Source organism: Cytobacillus kochii, assembly GCF_020171845.1.
Lineage (GTDB): Bacteria > Bacillota > Bacilli > Bacillales > Cytobacillaceae > Cytobacillus > Cytobacillus kochii.
Map to the genome: position 1 here is coordinate 146,180 of NZ_JAIVAM010000005.1, position 16,851 is coordinate 163,030.

13 protein-coding genes are annotated in these 16,851 nt (G+C 38.6%); 1 reads left to right on the top strand and 12 read right to left on the bottom strand.

What is annotated here, in order from left to right:
* Positions 1-81: 81 nt before the first annotated feature.
* The 3 genes from LCM23_RS09740 to LCM23_RS09750 form a co-directional block, all read right to left on the bottom strand.
* Positions 82-1,368, bottom strand: a complete 1,287-nt coding sequence (locus LCM23_RS09740) for a UDP-N-acetylglucosamine 1-carboxyvinyltransferase (protein ID WP_095371564.1) — start codon at positions 1,366-1,368, stop codon at positions 82-84.
* Between the two features lie 458 nt (positions 1,369-1,826).
* Positions 1,827-2,684 (bottom strand): class II fructose-bisphosphate aldolase, encoded by an 858-nt coding sequence (locus tag LCM23_RS09745; RefSeq protein ID WP_095371563.1) that lies wholly within the window; start codon positions 2,682-2,684, stop codon positions 1,827-1,829.
* Positions 2,685-2,912: 228 nt separating this feature from the next.
* The gene (locus LCM23_RS09750) at positions 2,913-3,281 is read right to left on the bottom strand and encodes a response regulator (protein ID WP_095371562.1); all 369 of its coding nucleotides are present in this window, start codon (positions 3,279-3,281) and stop codon (positions 2,913-2,915) included.
* Positions 3,282-3,547: 266 nt separating this feature from the next.
* Between LCM23_RS09750 and LCM23_RS09755 the strand changes: the two genes are divergently transcribed.
* Entirely contained in the window at positions 3,548-4,075 is a 528-nt protein-coding gene (locus LCM23_RS09755) for a DUF2529 domain-containing protein (RefSeq protein ID WP_224936773.1), read from the top strand.
* Positions 4,076-4,320: 245 nt separating this feature from the next.
* Here LCM23_RS09755 and LCM23_RS09760 read toward each other — a convergent pair whose 3' ends face one another.
* The 9 genes from LCM23_RS09760 to LCM23_RS09800 all read right to left on the bottom strand — a co-directional run bounded on the left by LCM23_RS09760 (position 4,321) and on the right by LCM23_RS09800 (position 16,618).
* Positions 4,321-4,800 (bottom strand): hypothetical protein, encoded by a 480-nt coding sequence (locus LCM23_RS09760; protein ID WP_224936774.1) that lies wholly within the window; start codon positions 4,798-4,800, stop codon positions 4,321-4,323.
* A 158-nt stretch (positions 4,801-4,958) separates the two neighbouring features.
* Positions 4,959-6,560, bottom strand: coding sequence for a CTP synthase (locus LCM23_RS09765; protein WP_224936775.1), 1,602 nt, complete (start codon positions 6,558-6,560; stop codon positions 4,959-4,961).
* Between the two features lie 282 nt (positions 6,561-6,842).
* Entirely contained in the window at positions 6,843-7,382 is a 540-nt protein-coding gene (gene rpoE / locus LCM23_RS09770; protein ID WP_224936776.1) for a DNA-directed RNA polymerase subunit delta, read from the bottom strand.
* 631 nt (positions 7,383-8,013) lie between these two features.
* Positions 8,014-11,277 (bottom strand): fused isobutyryl-CoA mutase/GTPase IcmF, encoded by a 3,264-nt coding sequence (gene icmF / locus LCM23_RS09775; protein WP_224936777.1) that lies wholly within the window; start codon positions 11,275-11,277, stop codon positions 8,014-8,016.
* Positions 11,278-11,384: 107 nt separating this feature from the next.
* Positions 11,385-12,017 carry a TetR/AcrR family transcriptional regulator gene (locus LCM23_RS09780; protein ID WP_224936778.1) on the bottom strand — a complete coding sequence of 211 codons (633 nt, stop codon included), beginning with the start codon at positions 12,015-12,017 and terminating at the stop codon, positions 11,385-11,387.
* A gap of 150 nt (positions 12,018-12,167) precedes the next feature.
* Entirely contained in the window at positions 12,168-13,307 is a 1,140-nt protein-coding gene (locus LCM23_RS09785) for an acyl-CoA dehydrogenase (RefSeq protein ID WP_224936779.1), read from the bottom strand.
* 23 nt (positions 13,308-13,330) lie between these two features.
* The gene (locus tag LCM23_RS09790; RefSeq protein ID WP_224936780.1) at positions 13,331-14,461 is read right to left on the bottom strand and encodes an acyl-CoA dehydrogenase; all 1,131 of its coding nucleotides are present in this window, start codon (positions 14,459-14,461) and stop codon (positions 13,331-13,333) included.
* Between the two features lie 95 nt (positions 14,462-14,556).
* Positions 14,557-15,408 (bottom strand): 3-hydroxybutyryl-CoA dehydrogenase, encoded by an 852-nt coding sequence (locus LCM23_RS09795; RefSeq protein ID WP_224936781.1) that lies wholly within the window; start codon positions 15,406-15,408, stop codon positions 14,557-14,559.
* 22 nt (positions 15,409-15,430) lie between these two features.
* Complete coding sequence (locus tag LCM23_RS09800; protein WP_224936782.1) at positions 15,431-16,618, bottom strand: acetyl-CoA C-acetyltransferase; 1,188 nt, start codon at positions 16,616-16,618, stop codon at positions 15,431-15,433.
* Positions 16,619-16,851: the final 233 nt, after the last annotated feature.

A 16,851-nucleotide genomic window follows, 5' to 3' on the forward strand; every position in this document is an offset into this window, starting at 1 on the left:
CCCCAATATTCACTTCGTCTCAGTATGTACTGAAATCGATGCGGAATCTAGATGTACATTTATAACATTGTCAATTCATCATTAAGCATTATTCATTTGTTCAATTTCTTGATCAGTTAGCTTTTCTCTCCAAATCGTTGCTCCTAAACCATTGAGTTTTTCAACTAAATGACTATAACCTCTATCAATGTGATCAACGCCAGTAACCTCTGTTACCCCTTCAGCCATAAGGCCTGCGATGACTAGCGCTGCTCCAGCACGTAAATCACTTGCCTTTACTTTGGCACCTTGCAATTTCATAGGGCCGTTAATAATAGCCGAACGACCTTCCACTTTAATATTGGCATTCATTCTTCTCAATTCATCAATATGCTTAAATCTAGCCCCATATATCGTATCAGTTACCATGCTTGTTCCTTCTGCATTCGTTAACAATGCCGTTAATGGTTGCTGGAGATCAGTTGGAAAACCAGGATATACAAGTGTCTTAATATCTACTGCCTTCATTTTTTCAGCGGGACCGACAAAAATTTGATCATCACCCGCTTCAATTTGCACACCCATTTCTCTTAACTTTGCCGTTAATGATTCAAGATGATGGGGAATAACATTATCAATTAAAACGCCCTCTCCAGAAGCTGCAGCAAGCACCATATAAGTCCCAGCTTCAATACGGTCAGGAATAATTGTATGCTGGCATCCATGGAGCTGATCTACACCATCAATACGGATTACATCAGTACCCGCGCCTTTTATCTTTGCACCCATATTATTCAGCAATGTAGCAACATCAATAATTTCAGGTTCTTTAGCCGCATTTTCTATAACCGTACGACCCTTTGCCTTTACAGCAGCGAGCATAATATTAATGGTTGCACCAACACTGACGACATCTAAATAAATACGTGCACCTCTTAGTTCATCTGCACGTAAATAAATCGCGCCTTGTTCATTTGTTACACTTGCGCCAAGTGCCTCAAAACCCTTAATATGCTGATCAATCGGTCTCGGTCCTAAATGACAACCACCCGGAAGTCCAATGACTGCTTTATTAAATCGTCCAAGCATGGCCCCCATTAAATAATAAGAAGCACGAAGCTTTTTCACCTTGCCATTAGGCATAGGCATCGAGATCATTGCAGAAGGATCAACCTGCATATCTCCATCAGCGAATGTTACTTCACCACCGATTTCCTCTAGTAAACCTTTTAAGATTTGCACATCCGAAATATCTGGTAAACCTTCTATTGTTACAGGCGAATCTGCCAGTATTGTTGCCGGTATTAAAGCAACTGCACTATTCTTCGCGCCGCTAATTCTCACTGTTCCTTTTAATGGGTATCCGCCTGCAATCATAAGCTTTTCCATTTTGAACTCCCTTCTAAGCCGTTAACGCAACCCCTTTATAGAGGATGCTCTATAAGAATAAGCTTGTCCTATGTGGAATCTTTGCTCTATCAGTCATAAAACAAACCCGCATTTTTAAAAAAACACAGGTGTAATCTACATTACCATTGTTGTCTATCTATTGAAAAAATAAGCATCTTTATGTTAACATGTCTAACAATTTTTAAAAAGCTCACATATGATAGGCATTTAGATGCATCTTCCTTCTTCTATTTTACACCATAACAATTGGAAATGTAGTTGTTGTTTCGAATTGTTATGAATATGTAAATTTTTAAGGAAACATTTGCATCATGGATTCATTCACCGATGGAAATTGTTGACTAATGAGTTTTCCGAGAGTCAAGAGGGATTGAATTGAGAAGTTGCTTTAAATAAGCTTAAGAAACCGTTGAATGAACAACGGCTTCTTTTCTATTTTATGCCTTGTTAGCAGAACCAAACTCGCGCATTTTGCCAATTACTGTTGCTTTAATCGCTTCCCGAGCAGGCCCTAAATATTTACGTGGATCGTACATTTTTTCATCTGCTGCAAGGACTTCACGTACTTTTTTCGCAGATGCAATTTGGTTCTCTGTATTTACGTTAATTTTTGCTGTTCCTAGAGAAATTGCTCTTTGAATATCTTTTGTTGGGATACCTGTTCCACCATGCAATACAAGTGGCACACCTGTTAATCCTCGAATTTCTTCCATTTCTGTAAACCCTAAGTTAGGCTCACCTTTGTATGGTCCATGGACAGACCCAAGAGCAGGCGCTAAGCAGTCAATCCCTGTTCTCTGAACTAATTCTTCACATTCTTTTGCATCTGCATAAATAACGCCATCTGCAACAACGTCATCTTCTTGTCCACCAACAGTGCCAAGCTCAGCCTCAACAGATACGCCTTTTGAATGCGCATATTCTACTACTTTAGAAGTGATTTCGATATTTTGCTCAAATGGATCGTGAGAAGCATCAATCATAACAGAAGTAAACCCAGCATCGATTGCTTCTTTACATTTATCATAACTTGAACCATGATCAAGATGAATGGCTACTGGAACAGTAATATTATAGTCTTCCATTAGACCTTCTACCATTTTAACAACCGTTTTAAATCCACCCATATAACGACCTGCACCCTCAGAAACACCAAGAATTACAGGTGATTTTTCTTCCTCAGCTGCTTGTAAAATTGCTTGTGTAAACTCTAAATTATTTAAGTTGAATTGACCAACTGCATAGCCCTCTGCATTTGCTTTTTTCAACATTTCAGTCATAGAAACTAAAGGCATATGTAAAAATCCTCCTTGTCTTATTCACTTCAGTCATTCCTTTTAAAGGATTTCCTTCCAGCTACATGTTTATGTACCCTAATAGCTCTCCATCAAACGGAAAAAATGAAATGAACATATAAATTCCATTTGTATCATACCAAAATGTGCAGAGAAAATCTATGATTAGGTTATAACTTTTCATAAATAAGATGTACTATTAATTAAAAAAGGCATAATTGTATAACCTTATTTAGGTACTGGTAAATATTTCTTGACCGCCGCCCGAATGTCATCTATGTCGAATGGTTTAGCAAAATGTGTTAAAGCACCTAAATCTTTTGCCTCTTGAATCATATCTAATTCTCCATAAGCAGTCATAATGATGACTCTTATATCATGATGCCCTTCTCTCATTCTCTTTAGAATTTCAATCCCATCCATACCTGGGATCTTCATATCTAATAATACTAAGTCTGGGTCATGCTTCGCTACAATATCAAGGGCTTGAATTCCGTTTGCTGCTTGGTACGTTTCATAGCCCTCCTTCTGTAAAACTTCATTTAATAGAATCCTTATACCAAACTGATCATCGACAATCAATATTTTCCCTTTCATAATACACCCCATTCTCGTTTAATCAAGAATACTTAATGTTTTTAAATTCGACCCTAAGTGTTTTTTTCCTGCATTTGTTAGGAAAATAACTAGAATGAGTCATCGCCGTTAATTGCTATATTTCGACAAGTTGATGGTTCTCTTTTCGTTGTGTATCAATCAAATACTGTCGCACTAAATACCAAAGTGTGCAGCCTGATTATTTTGTGATTTCGTCTTATTTCAATATAATGATAATATTGGGAGAAGTACAGGAGGAATTATTAATGTTAAAGATTTTTTCTACACAATTATTCGGCTTATTTAAAAAATGGCAAGACAGTCATGAAGAATCAATAGAAGATGCTGCTCGAATTTTAGCTCAAGCGAGTGTCGGTGAGGGCCATATATATATTTACGGAAAACAGGAGATGCACGCTGTCGGTATCGAAGCAACTGAGGGAGTAGACGCACTGGCAAACGCAAAAGTCTGGGATTCTTCTGCATCATTTGACGATATCTCAGCTAGTGACCGTTTTCTCATTATCACTAGAGAGAGTGATGACCAGGAAGCACTCCTATTAGCACAACATTTGAGTAATCAATTCATACCATTTGCAACAATAAGTGCCCTTCCATCTGATAGCACGGAACAATTAGCCTCCTATTCCGATGTACATTTCGACTTACAACTGAAGCAAGGACTTGTTCCAAATGAAAGCGGGGAACGAGTTGGTTATCCATCTGCAATTGGAGCATTATTTATCTATCATGGAATTAAATTTACGTTAGACGAGATATTAGCAGATTATTAAAATGTGTATTTATATGAGGCGAGGGATTCCGTTTTGACGGGGTTCCTTGCTTTTTTTATATGTTATAGAAGGGCTTATTTATCGGGCGCATATATTCTTAACTACACAACGGCTTTGAAATAAATGATTAGTGTTTGTTTTATTGTCTCTTTAAACGAATATTACTTTTCTTTGCAAGTGTGAAGCGATTCTAAATTATTTACTGTGAACTTTTTTGTTTCGTTCATACATTTTTAGTGACAAATTTACGATATACACTGATACATGTTTCTTTCTCTTTCTGAACGACATGCGGGCCTCTTTTGTAAAGCGCTCACCTTTGGTTTTCTCTCTGAGTGACTTGCAAATCCCTTTTGCGAAGCGCTCACCTTTGGTTTTCTCTCTGAGTGGCTTGCAAACCCCTTTTGCGAAGCGCTCTCCTTTGGTTTTCTCTCTGAGTGACTTGCAAACCCCTTTTGCGAAGCGTTCTCCTTTGGTTTTCTCTCTGAGTGACTTGCAAACCCCTTTTGCGGAGCGCTCACCTTTGGTTTTCTCTCTGAGTGGCTTGCAAACCCCTTTTGCGAAGCGCTCACCTTTGGTTTTCTCTCTGAGTGACTTGCAAACCCCTTTTGCGAAGCGCTCACCTTTGGTTTTCTCTCTGAGTGACTTGCAAATCCCTTTTGCGAAGCGCTCACCTTTGGTTTTCTCTCTGAGTGGCTTGCAAACCCCTTTTGCGAAGCGCTCACCTTTGGTTTTTCCTTCTGAGTAACGTCATACCACTTACAGAAGCTAGCTTCATGAAGATTGATTGTAATAAAAATACCAACTTTTATTTTTACCCTTTTGAATTCTTGATTTTACACAAAAAAAGGAAGAGATCCGGAAATCTCCTCCTTATAACAATTTATTCATTGATATTGATTGTAGCACCGACAAAGTCACGGAAAAGTGGTTGTGGACGTGTTGGTCTAGATGTGAATTCTGGATGGAATTGAGATGCCACGAACCATGGGTGATCTTTCAATTCAATGATTTCTACTAGTCGACCATCTGGGCTTGTACCAGAGAAGACAAGACCCTTTTCTTCCATTTCTTGACGGTAGTGATTATTAAATTCATAACGGTGACGATGACGTTCGTAAACGACTTCATCTTGGTATGCTTCATAAGCAGCTGTACCTTCTTCTAGTTTACATGCTTGTAGGCCTAAACGTAGTGTACCACCTAAATCTTCAACATCTTTTTGTTCAGGTAAAAGGTCAATGATTGGGTGGTTCGTTTCAGGATTGATTTCCGCTGAGTGTGCACCATCTAACCCAAGGACGTTACGAGCAAATTCAACAGTTGCTAGTTGCATACCCAGACAAATGCCTAAGAATGGTTTATTGTTTTCACGGGCATATTGTGTTGCTAGGATTTTTCCTTCAATCCCACGATCCCCAAATCCACCTGGTACAAGAACACCGTCAACATCCCCTAAAAGTTCAGCAACATTTTCTTTAGTGACATGCTCTGCATTGATCCATTTCACATCAATATCTGCATCATGTGCATAACCTGCATGTTTTAATGCTTCAACAACAGAAATATAAGCATCTTGAAGAGCAACGTATTTCCCTACAAGTGCAATTTTTGTTTTCTTCGTTAAGTGAAGCACTTTGTCTACAAGTTGTTTCCACTCAGTCATATCTGCTTCTGCACATTCTAATTTCATTTCTTTGCATACACGTTTATCTAAGCCTTGTTCTTGTAAAGCTAATGGAATAGTGTAAAGTGTTTCAGCGTCTCTACATTCAATAACTGCTTCTTTATCAATATCACAGAAGAGTGCAAGCTTGTCTTTCATTTCTTGAGAGATAGGCATTTCTGTACGGACAACGACAACATTTGGTTGAATACCTAAGCTTCTTAATTCTTTTACACTGTGTTGTGTCGGCTTTGTTTTCATTTCTCCAGCCGCTTTAATATACGGTACCAATGTACAATGAATATACATAACATTATCTCGGCCGATATCACTCTTAATTTGGCGAATCGCCTCTAGGAATGGTAATGATTCGATATCACCGACAGTTCCACCGATTTCAGTAATAACGACATCTGCATTCGTTTCATGTCCCGCACGGAAAACTTTATCTTTAATTTCATTTGTAACATGAGGGATTACTTGAACCGTTCCTCCGTTATAATCTCCACGACGCTCTTTACGTAGAACCGTTGAGTAGATCTTCCCAGTTGTTACACTGCTGTATTTAGTTAAGTTTATGTCTACGAAACGCTCATAGTGACCTAAGTCTAAATCCGTTTCTGCGCCATCTCCTGTTACATAAACTTCACCGTGTTGATAAGGACTCATTGTACCTGGGTCCACATTGATATACGGGTCAAACTTTTGTATCGTTACGCTAAGCCCTCTATTTTTTAACAAACGTCCTAAAGATGCTGCAACGATTCCTTTACCTAATGACGAAACAACGCCGCCTGTAACAAAAATATATTTTGTCATGAATGATTCCCCCTTAACTATTCATAGCTTGTGCATTTATCCTTTGTTTAAAAAGATGAATCTTATCTTTCATAAAAAATTGTCCCATGCACGACCTTTTATTTGAAAAACTTGGTAGAAGCAGCATATGCTCAACTATCAAGCCTTACTCAAAAAAATAAAAAGCGCCCCGCTTACTTTACTTAAGTAAGGGAGCGCTTTTAGCGTATCAATTTATGATCGTTCCTTTTTAAAGGAGCCCAAAAATGATTCTACAAGGCTACAAGAAAAAAGTCAAGGCTATTATTTTCTGTCCTCATCGTCTTCATCTTCATCTAAATCATCATCTTCTAAATCATCGATGAGCTCATCGTCTTCATCGAAATCCTCTTCGATATCTTCATCGTCATCGTCTTCATCATCAAGAAGATCATCCACATCGTCGTCTTCATCTAGATCATCGTAATCCTCTAAATCATCGTAATCGATGTCTTCTTCTTCAAAATCTTCCTCTTCCTCATCTATTACAGATTTTTTCGCCTTTTTCTTCTTCGGCTTAATAACTGTAACAACTTCCTCTTCGTACTGTTCTACAGGGTACCATGCACGCAGTCCCCAACGATTGTCTCCAAGACCAATGAAATGCCCTTCGATATTTAAATCTGTATAGAACTGGGCAATCTTCTCTTGGAATTCTTTTTCACTAAGATCCAAAAGGTTTTTTAATTCACTCACAATGTCAGCAAACGCCAAAGGCTCTTTTCTTTCATTTAATAATTCATGAGCCACTTCAATTAATGCCATTTCTTTTAATTGCTCTTTTGAGTATCCTTTTAAACTCAAGACCAGCACTTCCTTTCCCTATATCAAGCTATGTATTAGCAACATGTAATCAAATATTTCGTGCCTAATAGTATAACGCTAAAAATAAAAAAGACAACCTAAACATACTCGTCCAATCTCTAGGTTACAAGCAGCGGTGCCTTCTTAAAAGAAAAAAACGCATATTCTTCATTATAAACAAATTATTAGTGTTTATGCTACCTTTAACGATAAGTTTTCCTACTTTTTACATTGACCTTCGAGTTGTCTCTCCTTTTGATACAATCTTATTGCTAAAAGTGTAAAAAAGACAGACAACAAAAAGAAGGGGATGGCCCCTAGTTGTATTGAATAAAGATATCGTGCACATATGATAAACACTATGAATGCAAAAACAATCATAATTTGCTTCACACTCGCACCCACCTTAAAAAACAAAATCCATACCGATACTATTATATGATGATGGTTAGCAATTGTATATCTTATTTACTCAAGAAATTTTGTTGAATACGATCACTTTACTCCATTGTACCCAATTTATTCATTCCGGAAAAGTCAATGAATAAAATATCCTCTCTAGACGTTTAAAAACCCGAACTCACCTTTTAACATTTTTAGATGGTTCGGGTTATTATTCAGTTATGACAATTTACATATTCCGTCTGTATTGTCCGCCCACTTCATATAATGCATTTGTTATCTGTCCTAAACTTGCTACGTTAACCGTTTCCATTAGTTCGTCAAAAATATTCCCACCGCTTACTGCAACCTCTTTTAATCGTTGCAGTGCTTCTTGAGCAACTGCTTGATTTCTTTCTTGGAAAAGTTGCAGATTACGTATTTGTGTTTCTTTTTCTTCTTTAGATGCCCTGGCAATCTCCATACTGTCAACTGCATCATCTGCTGGTGGATTTGGATTGATATACGTATTAACACCAATAATCGGCAGCTCTCCTGTATGTTTTTTCATTTCATAATACATCGATTCATCTTGAATTTTGCCGCGTTGATATTGCGTCTCCATCGCACCTAGTACGCCACCGCGATCATTCATTCGCTCAAATTCAACTAATACTTGTTCTTCGACTAAATCTGTTAATTCATCAATAATGAATGCACCTTGTAAAGGGTTTTCATTTTTAGACAATCCATGTTCCTTTGTAATTATCATTTGGATAGCCATCGCTCGTCTAACTGATTCTTCTGTCGGTGTTGTAATCGCCTCGTCATATGCATTAGTATGAAGAGAATTACAATTATCTTGGAGTGCCATTAACGCTTGAAGCGTTGTACGAATATCATTAAAGTCTATTTCTTGTGCATGTAAAGAACGACCAGATGTTTGAATGTGGTATTTTAATTTTTGACTTCTCTCATTTGCACCATATTTGTCGCGCATAACTGTCGCCCATATACGTCGCGCGACTCGACCGAGAACAGTGTATTCTGGGTCTAAACCGTTCGAGAAGAAAAATGAAAGGTTTGGCGCAAAGTCATTGATATTCATCCCTCTACTTAAATAATATTCCACATAAGTAAAACCGTTGGCTAAAGTAAACGCCAATTGAGAGATAGGGTTCGCCCCCGCCTCGGCAATATGATAGCCAGATATTGAAACAGAATAATAATTTCGAACCTTTTGATCAATAAAATATTGTTGAATATCTCCCATCATTCTTAAGGCAAACTCAGTGGAGAATATACAAGTATTCTGGCCTTGGTCTTCTTTTAAAATATCAGCCTGAACGGTTCCGCGTACAGTTTGTAAAGTGAAAGCTCTGACTTCTTTACACTCTTCTACTGTGAGAACCCTACCTAGTTCTTTTTCTTTCTTTTCAACTTGCTGAGAAATGGCTGTGTTCATAAACATCGCTAGGATGATAGGGGCCGGACCATTTATTGTCATAGAGACAGAAGTCGTAGGGTGACAAAGATCAAAGCCCGCATAGAGCTTCTTCATATCATCAAGTGTACAAATACTTACGCCACTCTCTCCTACTTTTCCATATATATCTGGGCGATAGTCCGGGTCTTCTCCATATAAAGTAACTGAATCAAAAGCTGTACTTAATCGTTTCGCATCGTCATCTTTAGATAAATAATGAAAACGACGGTTGGTTCTTTCAGGTGTACCTTCACCTGCAAATTGTCTCTTCGGATCTTCTCCTTCTCGTTTAAAAGGGAAAACACCAGCTGTATAAGGGAAAGAGCCTGGTACATTTTCTTTATAAACCCACTTGATAATTTCCCCGTAATCTTTATAACTCGGTAGAGCTACTTTCGGGATCTCTAAGCCAGATAAGCTCTTCGTCCGCAGAATGGTTACTATCTCTTTATCTCTTATTTTTGTGACAAACCTATCGCCTTTGTACTGCTCTCTTAACTGTTCCCAACCTTCTAATATCTTCTTAGATTCAATCGTTAATTGTTCATATGTCTTATCTTTTAACATTTGCAGGGCACTGTGCGCACTTGTATCTTTTTCTTCAGATAACATGGTCATTGCACCCTCTAGCTGAAAAAGCTTTCTTGCTAAATCCGCTTGTTCTTCGGCTTTTTTATGATAGGTGCGTACCGTATCAGAAACTTCTCTTAAATAGTAACGTTGATCATTCGGAATGATGACATTTTGTTTTTCTACATCAGCCGTTTTCTCGTAAGTGGTTACCCAATTTAAACCCGCTTGTTTATTTATGATTTCAACGAGATTAGCAAATACGGCATTCGTGCCCGGGTCATTAAATTGGCTGGCAATCGTACCGAAGACAGGCATGTCATCAAGTTCTTTTTCAAATAGCATGTGACTGCGCTGATATTGCTTTTGCACTTGTCTTTTCGCATCTTCCGACCCTTTACGTTCAAATTTATTGATAACAATTAAATCAGCATAATCAATCATATCAATCTTTTCTAACTGTGAAGGAGCGCCAAATTCACTAGTCATCACATACATAGAGACATCACAAATATCCGTGATACCTGCATCCCCTTGACCGATACCACTTGTTTCGACAATAACTAAATCAAAACCAGCAGCTTTTACTACTGAAATCGCATCCTTAATGGCCAGTGACAATTCACTTCTCGCTTTTCTCGTTGCCAGGCTTCGCATATAGACTCTCGGATGAAAAATCGCATTCATTCTTATCCGATCTCCGAGTAATGCCCCACCTGTTTTTTGTTTTGTCGGATCAACTGAAAGAATAGCTACTTTCTTATCAGGGATATCATGGATAAACCTTCTAATTAGTTCATCCGTTAATGAACTTTTACCCGCTCCCCCTGTTCCAGTGATACCAACGACCGGGACTTGTTTCTCTAGTTTCTTCACTTTATCCATTACGGGATCCAGACTGACCGCAAGTTCTTTCTCTAAACTAATGTGATGTTCAGCGATTGTAATTAACCTTGCTATCGAGTTCACATTGCCTTCTGGAAGCTTCTTAACCAGGTTATCATCTTGTTGAGTAAACGTAGGAAAATCACATTCTTGTAGCATTTCATTAATCATTCCTTGCAAGCCATTCTTTCTGCCGTCTTCAGGAGAAAAAATTCTTGCTATGCCATATTCGTGCAATTCTCTAATTTCACGTGGGATAATCACGCCTCCACCGCCACCATAGATTCGAATGTGAGGGGCTCCCTTTTCTTGTAAGAGGTCATACATATACTTGAAATATTCAACATGACCTCCTTGATAGGACGACATGGCAATTCCTTGGACATCCTCTTGTATCGCGGCATTCACTACTTCTTCAACTGACCGATTATGCCCAAGATGAATGACCTCTGCCCCGCTCGCTTGAATAATACGCCTCATGATATTAATAGATGCATCATGACCATCAAATAAACTTGAAGCGGTTACAAATCGGACATGATTCTTTGGTTTATAAACCTCTATCGTACTCATGGATAAATCCTCCTCTTCATACAGCATTAATCATCACTTTTCTTTCTTTCGGTGAAGGCAAACTTAGTTGTGAAAATATTTTATTTTCAGTTATCTTTACAGGTAACCTATTCTCGTTTCTCTGCATGTATTGCTTGAAAAAGTAAATCTGTTTGTAGTTCAATATATTCCTCAATCGTAAACATTCTTTGTAATGACCAACGCCTAAACGCCCACATTTGTCCTTGGACAAAAATATTATGAGCGATCATCTTGACCTTTGTCTCAGGTAATGAAAGCTCTCCATTTTCTATGCAAAGAACGATTACTTTCTCAAACATTGCCACCATTTCAATTTCTTTTTCTAAAACATAAGGTAACGCGTCTTTCGATAAAGACTTTACTTCCTGATACATTACTAGCACTTCATCCTGCATGCCATCAACGACTCGGAAATAATCTGCTATCCCTTGTCTCAAGCTATCAATCGTTCCCTTTTTTGTGTCTAGCCCCTTTTGTAGATGCTCTCGAACCTTATCATAAATACTGTCACAGACAAGATATAGTACATCTTCTTTTGTTCCGATATATTCATATAATGTACCAATACTAAATCCAGAAGCTTTCGCAATCTCTCTTGTCGTCGTTCGGTGGAACCCTTTTTCGATGAATAAGTTCACCGCTCCTTTGATCATTTGATCTCTTCTTTTTTTTACAAGCTTTTCATCTTTGACAGAGGCCTGTACTTCTCTCTTTGACATGATTATCTACCGTCCTTTTATACCCTCCATCCATGTTGATGACTGTATAAACCTCTCTTTACTTAATGGATCTACGAGAAGAATCATTTAATGCGGGGCAACGATCTAAATACGTACCAAAACATAATCGGAGCCCCATTTCTTTATTTGTTATTTCGTAACCATTCTTGAAATGACTAATCTTTGAATTTCTTGAGTACCCTCATAAATTTGTGTAATCTTTGCGTCTCTCATGTAACGCTCGACAGGATAATCCTTTGTATAACCATAGCCACCAAATACTTGTACAGCATCCGTTGTCACCTTCATCGCTGCATCGCCAGCAAAAAGTTTAGACATAGCTGATTCTTTTCCATAAGGTAATCCGGCAGATTCCAACCAAGCTGCTTGATAGGTCAATAGTCTAGCTGCTTCCACACTTGTTGCCATATCTGCTAACTTAAAACCAATTCCTTGCTGAGTCGCAATCGGTTTGCCGAATTGAACACGCTCTTTTGCATAAGCAGTTGCCGCATCTAACGCACCTTGTGCAATTCCAACAGCTTGTGCAGCAATACCATTGCGACCACCATCTAACGTCATCATCGCAATCTTAAAGCCCTCACCGACTTCACCGAGCACATTTTCAACTGGTACTTTGCACTCTTCGAAAATGATTTCAGTTGTAGGAGAAGAACGAATACCTAACTTTTTCTCTTTTTTACCGACAGAGAATCCTTCATAATTAGACTCGACTATAAAGGCCGTTGTTCCTTTATGTTTATTTGAAGGATCAGTTAAAGCAAATACAACATAGATTTCTGCTTCACCACCATTTGTGATGAAAATTTTTGAGCCATTAAGAATGTAATGATTGCCCTCTAATCTCGCCGTTGTTTTCATGCCGCCAGCATCAGATCCGCTACCTGGTTCTGTTAGACCATAAGCACCTATTTTTTCACCTTGTGCCATCGGCTTTAAATATTTTTGTTTTTGTTCCTCTGAACCAAATTTATAAATCGGCCATCCTGCTAGAGATGTATGTGCAGATAAAGTTACACCTGTAGATGCACATACACGTGACAGTTCTTCCACCGCTATACAGTATGCTAAATAATCACTCCCAATACCACCATATTCCTCTGGCCAAGGAATACCTGTTAATCCTAGCTCAGCCATTTTATTGAATATATTGCGGTCAAAGCGTTCCTCTTCATCACGACTAGCAGCAGTCGGCGCCACTTCGTTTTGAGCAAAATCTCTTACCATTTTTCTAATCATTTCATGCTCTTCACTTAATTGAAAATTCATGATTATTCCTCCAAGATAAGTTGTTAAAGTTGTTTACTGATTACTAGCTTTTGAATTTCACTTGTACCTTCGTAGATTTCCGTTATCTTTGCATCACGGAAATACCTTTCTACAGGATAATCTTCTGTATAGCCATACCCACCAAATACTTGAATCGCATCCGTTGTGACTTCAACAGCTGTTTTAGAAGCAAACAATTTAGCCATTGATGCTTCTTTCCCACATTTTTGACCGTTTTGTCTCATATGAGCAGCACGATAGATTAGTAGTCTTGCCCCTTCAACTGCCGTTGCCATATCTGCTAACTTAAAGCCAATACCTTGCTGGGCTGCAATCGGCTTACCAAATTGGACTCTTTCTTTAGCATAAAGAGTGGCTGCGTCAAGGGCAGCTTCAGAAATCCCCAGGGCTTGGGCAGCAATGCCGATTCTCCCCACATCTAAATTAGACATGGCAATCTTAAAGCCTTCACCTTCTTCACCTAAAAGGTTTTCCGAAGGTACCTCCATATCTTCAAAGCTAAGCTGTAAAGTTCTTGAACCATGAAGTCCCATTTTATGTTCATCTTTTCCGATGACTAGTCCAGGGGTATCCTTGTCAACAATAAAAGCCGATATTCCTTTTGTCCCTAATGCTGTGTTTGTGGAAGCAAAGACAATATAGACATCCGCTTCCCCACCGTTTGTAATAAATACTTTAGAGCCATTGATGATGTATTGATCACCTTTTTTTACCGCTTTTGACTTTAAGCTTCCTGCATCAGAACCTGCACTTGGTTCAGTCAAGCAAAACGCACCCAAATATTCTCCACTAGCTAACTTGGGAACATATTTTTGTTTTTGTGTTTCTGTACCGAAATAAACAATTGGATTCGTACCTACAGATGTATGGACAGATAGAATCACACCAATTGTTGCACTTACTTTAGAGATTTCATTAATAGCAATTATATAGGACATAAAATCCATTTCAGAGCCACCATATTTTTCCGGAATGGGAATCCCCATTAATCCAAGCTCTCCCATTTTTCTCAAGACTTCCCGTGGAAATTCGCCCGCTTCCATCCTTTCCACATATGGAGCTATCTCAGCTTGAGCAAAATCCCTCACCATTTTTCTCATCATCTCTTGCTCTTCAGTAAACTTTAAATGCATATACTTAACCCCCGATGTCGTCAATTGTATGTGTCTTAGCAAGGTTCAAAACAGATTTTTATCCACTTCGACTAATTATTTAACTTACTTAATCATTAAGCGTATTCGTAAAAACCTTTACCAGTTTTCTTACCTAGCCATCCAGCCTTTACATACTTTCTTAGTAAAGGACATGGACGATACTTATCATCACCGAAGCCTTCGTGTAAAATTTCCATAATATAAAGACACGTATCTAAACCGATGAAATCAGCTAATGTCAACGGTCCCATCGGATGGTTCATACCCAGTTTCATAACGTCATCGATTGCTTCTTTCGTTGCAACTCCCTCATATAATGTATAGACAGCCTCATTAATCATCGGCATGAGAATGCGGTTAGAAACAAAACCTGGAAAGTCCTCCACTTCTACTGGCACCTTGTTTAATTGTTTCGTCATGTCCTCAATGGCTTGATACACTTCGTCTGTTGTTGCTAAACCACGTATAATTTCGACTAATTTCATGACTGGTACAGGGTTCATAAAATGCATACCAATCACTTTATCGGGACGTTTAGTCGCTGCGGCAATTTCAGTAATCGGTAAAGAAGATGTATTTGATGCTAATATCGTATGTGCTGGCGTAATTTCATCTAGTTGGTTAAATATCTTTGTCTTCACTTCCATATTTTCAACAGCTGCTTCTATCACTAAATCCACCAGTTTTGCATCTTCTAATGAAGTAGAGGGAATCAGATTAGCAAGAACTTTTTCCATTTCTTCTGCTTGCATTCTGCCCTTATCTACTTGTCTCGTTAAATTCTTTTTAATCACACTTAATCCGCGGTCTAAAAATTCCTGCTTTAAATCATTTAAATAAACACTGAATCCCGCTTGTGCACAAACTTGCGCGATCCCTGAACCCATTTGTCCTGCACCGATAACCATTACTGTATTGATACTCATTTATTTATCCCCTCCAGGAAAATTATTGTTTGGCCACTTCTATCATTACTGCGTCACCTTGACCTCCACCTGAACAAATCGCAGCAATGCCAATACCGCCACCTCTGCGCTTTAATTCATGCATGAGTGTTAAAATAATCCTTGCACCACTTGCACCAATCGGGTGACCGAGGGCAACCGCACCGCCATTCACATTTACCTTCTCTTCATCTAAATTGGCAATTCTTCCACTCGTTAAGGCAACTGCTGCAAATGCTTCGTTTATTTCAAATAAATCAATATCATCTAAGCTTTTACCTGTCTTTTTTAATAACTCATTAATGACTAAGCCAGGTGTTTGCGGAAAGTCCTTTGCTTCTACCGCAATTGCTGTATGACCAAGAATTACTGCCCCTATCTCTTTTCCTTCACGCTCTGCCTTTTCTGCACTCATCAGTACAAGGGCAGCCGCACCGTCATTTACACCAGGAGCATTTCCTGCAGTAATACTTCCACCTGGACCAAACGCGGAACCTAATTTAGCTAACTTTTCTAAGGATGTATCTTTCCTAGGCGCTTCATCTTCTGAAACGACGATGCTCTCACCTTTTCTTTGCTGTACTTCAACTGGCACAATTTCTTCAGCTAATTTACCTGATTTAATTGCTTCTGTTGCACGCTGATGACTTCTCAATGCCCATCTATCTTGTTCTTCTCTACTAATGTTGAATGCTTCAGCTGTTTCATTCCCATAAGTGCCCATATGCACGCCAGAAAAGCTACAAGTTAAACCATCATATGTCATTAAATCCTGCACTTTGCCATCGCCCATTCTTAATCCCCATCTAGCCTTTGGCAGAAGATATGGAGCATTACTCATCGATTCCATCCCACCGGCAACAATGATCTCTTCTTCACCTAGTCTCAAAATTTGATCTGCTAAGGTCACACTTCTCATTCCTGAAGCACAAACCTTATTGATTGTTTCCGTCTTCACTTCCCAAGGTAAGTCAGCTTTTCGCGCTGCTTGCCTTGACGGGAGCTGTCCTTGTCCTCCTTGTAAGACTGAGCCCAAGATTACTTCGCCCACATCTTGCCCAGCAACATTCGCTCGTTTTAGAGCTTCTTTAACAACGATTCCGCCTAAATCTGAAGCGGTGAAAGAGCTTAGCCCACCAGCAAATTTACCAAAAGGTGTTCTTGCACCTGCAACAATGACTGTTTTACTCAAAACTTTCACTCCATTCCTATTTATCTCTTATTCAATTAATTTTCTTTTAACGAAAGAGGCTATTGACTGAACGCTCGCTCAAAGGATGTCCACAGAAAAAGAAGAATTTCTGCAAATATCATGAAAGCGCTTTATTTACTTTATTTTACACGAAAAAAGAGAAGAATTAAAACAATATCCTAAAAATTCATAAAATTTATTTTTACTGAATTTTTATACGTTTCAATTCCTCT